1 protein-coding gene is annotated in these 3128 nt (G+C 70.3%); it reads right to left on the reverse strand.

What is annotated here, in order from left to right; genetic code table 11:
- Positions 1 to 911: 911 nt before the first annotated feature.
- On the reverse strand, positions 912 to 3128 hold a 2217-nt coding region (locus AB0K09_RS31790; RefSeq protein ID WP_366068858.1), incomplete at its 5' end, for a Helicase associated domain protein.

The raw sequence follows: 3128 nt of genomic DNA on the forward strand, positions 1-3128 counted from the left end.
CCTGGCTGCTGCCTGGCGGCGCGGTCCCGCCGCGCTTGGGTCCCGCCGCGTCGCTGGGCCGCCGGGCTCCGGTCGGCCGCCGCGCCCCGGGCTGTGTCGTGCGGCCTATGCTGTCGACGGCTCGGCGTGCCTGTCCGCCGCACCGCCGACGTCGACCGCCCGCCGCTCGTTTCCGAGCCGTTCCACCACCGGGGAGGAAGTGCTCCTGCCCAGGGTCCTGGCCAGCGTGTTGTGCTCGGCGATCCGAGGCGGACCGCGACCGGGCGTCGCGGCCGTGCTCCTTGAGTGCGAGGACGGGCAGCGACGCGAGATCACCGGACTCTCCGGGTGCTGGACGGTCCGGTGGGCAGGCAGGGCGAGCGCCCCGAACAGAAGGACGCTGATGCCGCCGACTCCCCTTCGGGGAAAGTGCCGTGGGCGGTCGCGGCCCGGTGTAGGTTGGTGCCCGCTTTCCCTGAAGAGCCCCCGAGGGGACCGCGCTGGCGGGCCCTCCCGCGGGGGGTCCGACACCGAGTGTCGGTCTTCCTACTGGTCCGAGTCGGCTGACCAAGGAGGCTCGCTATGGGCAAGCACGCAAAGCGGAAATCGGTGGACTGGCGCAAGGTCCGAAAGCGCATTCGCCTGTGGGCGCCATCGATGGCCGCGACTGCGTATTGGGTGAGGCAGATGGCCTACACGTGGGGCGGGCTTCACCACTGACGCCGGACCCGGCTCACCGCGAATGAGCCGGGGTCGGCGTTAGGAACACGGGCATGGGACCCTCGCCGATAGAAGCGGTGGGGGTCCCATCGCTCGTAGTGGGCGGCCTGTGACAACGAAGCCGACGACCCCACCGTAACGCATCTATGGATGCACGCGGGTGGGGTTTCACCGCAACACGAGACCCGTCCGGCGCCCTTTGGGCGAAGCCTCTACGAGCTCGCCCAGTCGAGTCCGAGCTCGGCGAGCATCTTCCGCCGGTCAGCGTCGAGCTTGCCGCGCCTCGATTTGGTGTTCGACATAAATACGCCGAGCCGGATCTGGGTGCCATCCGGCAGAACCTCTACGTGCCCCCGTGGGACCGTCAAGGAGCCGGTGCGAGTCTTGTACTGGCGCAGGGCCTCAACGCCCCGCTCGAAGGCACCCGAGCCGCCCTTACGGGCTTTCGCCGGGGCTTCCTGAGCTGGAGGCAACGGGGTGATGCCGAGGGCCTCCAGGCGTTCGCGCTGCTCGTCCAGCAGCCCCTGCCACACCGCGTGTTCGCGCTGTCGGGCCAGCCACTTCCCGACGTCCATCCCGTGGACGGTGACGCCGGGGAGGACGTCGGTGAGGCCGGCCTCCTCCGCCAGGAGCTCGCGGACGGCGGCATAATGCCGCTGCCAGGTCACCGGCCAGTCCGGGTTCCAGTCCGGATCGATCGCCGCCAGGGCCTCCGCCCGCTCGGGGTGGGCGGCCAGGGCGCCGGGACGGCGGAGGTTGGACAGCCATTGCCCGATCGGCTTGTCCAGCGCCGTCGCTGTCCGGGGAGCGCAGAGCGAGAAGTGCTGCTCGTAGTACACCCGGGCCGCGGCGAGGTTCTCCTCGAAGGCGGCGTCGACGGCGTCCCACACCATCCCGAGGGCTTCGAGCCGCTCGGCCCGCCCGGCCGGCATCTGCCCGGCCCCGTAAGCGCGCCGCTGTTCTGCGACCCACTGCCCCAGCGGTTGGGCTCCTTCCCTGTGGTCGTAGGGCACACGGGCGTGCGATTCGCGTTCGACGTACCGGCGCAGGGCGGCGTATCCCCGGGCCCAGTCCTGCCGTTCGGTGTCGATCACGTTGAACGACACCCACTCAGCGACCATCACCGGATCCCGTGGGGCGGCGAAACGCAGGAGGAGACGGTTTTCCTCTTCACCCTCTTCCGGTGCCGGGCCGATCCAAACCGACGGCTGTACCACCCTTTTCCGAGGCTCCTGCGGTACCGCGAGCAATTCCACCGCTTCCTCGTCATGAGCCCGCAGCCCCTGCAACACCTTCACCAGCGGGCGGTAAGACCCGGAAGTGAACATGTCCTCAGGCTGCTCACCGGGCTGCAGGAAAACCGGAACGATCAGCGACGCCAGCTTGCCCTGGCCTGGCTTCTGCCGCAGGGCTCGCCCGATGGCCTGGACGATGTCGTGCGGCGCCCCCTTGGGGTCCAACAGGGCCACCGAGTCCACGGCCCGGATGTCGACACCCTCCCCCAAAACCCGACAATTCGAAAGAACTGCCCGCCGCGCCGTGGTGCCGAAGGAGCCCAGGACTTCGCGCCGGCGCTCGGCCGGGTGCTCCCCGCACAGCCAGTCCGCCCACATGTGCTCGGGGTACGTCTCCGGCTGGTCGGCGTGCAGCTTGGCCGCGACTCTCGGCAGGCCCTCGGCGTACGCCTGGGCCTCGATGGTGCGGTGGTGGAAAGTGATACACGTCTGCAGGCCGTGCTCGGCCATGGTGCGCAGCAGCCCGGCCTGGAGCGCGGCGAGCCGCTGCCCCCGCACCTCCTCCTCGTGCCGCTCCTGCCCCCGTAGCCGCTCCGGCGTGACGACGGGGTCCTGGAGCTCCATCACGATGATCTGGTACCGCGCCAGCAACTCCCGGGTCACCGCCGAGGCCAGCGTGAGCTTGTAGAACACGGGCCCGAAGATGGTCTCGTCATCCATGGAGGCCGCCATCTCCTCCGGCAGCGGGTCCCGCGCCCCCTCCCGCACCTCCCAGGACGCCGGCCGTTCCTGCCAGATCCGCGGCGTGGCCGTCAGATACAGCCGACGGACCGCCGGGATGACCTGCTGGTCGTGGATGCCCGCCCACGCCTTCCCCAGCGAGCCCGACGTCCGGTGCGCCTCGTCCACGACGGCCAGGTCCAGCGGGGCGAGCTGCTGGCCGTATACGCCCTCGAATGCTTCGGCGAGGACGCCGAGGGAGGCGTAGGTGGCGTAGATGGTTACCGGGCCGGTGCCGTGCCACATGGCCAGCCGCACCGGGTTCGTCGTACACCGCACCTTGAGGTTCCACAGGTCCGGGTCATCGTCCAGCGAACACACGGCGACCGCCGGCCCGGTGTGGCCGACCTTGTGCCATTCCTTGACCGTCTGCACGAGCAGGTCGAGGGTCGGCACGAGCACCAGGACGCGGCC

It is taken from the genome of Streptomyces sp. NPDC049577 (assembly GCF_040675635.1).
In the GTDB taxonomy this organism is placed as follows: Bacteria; Actinomycetota; Actinomycetes; order Streptomycetales; family Streptomycetaceae; genus Streptomyces.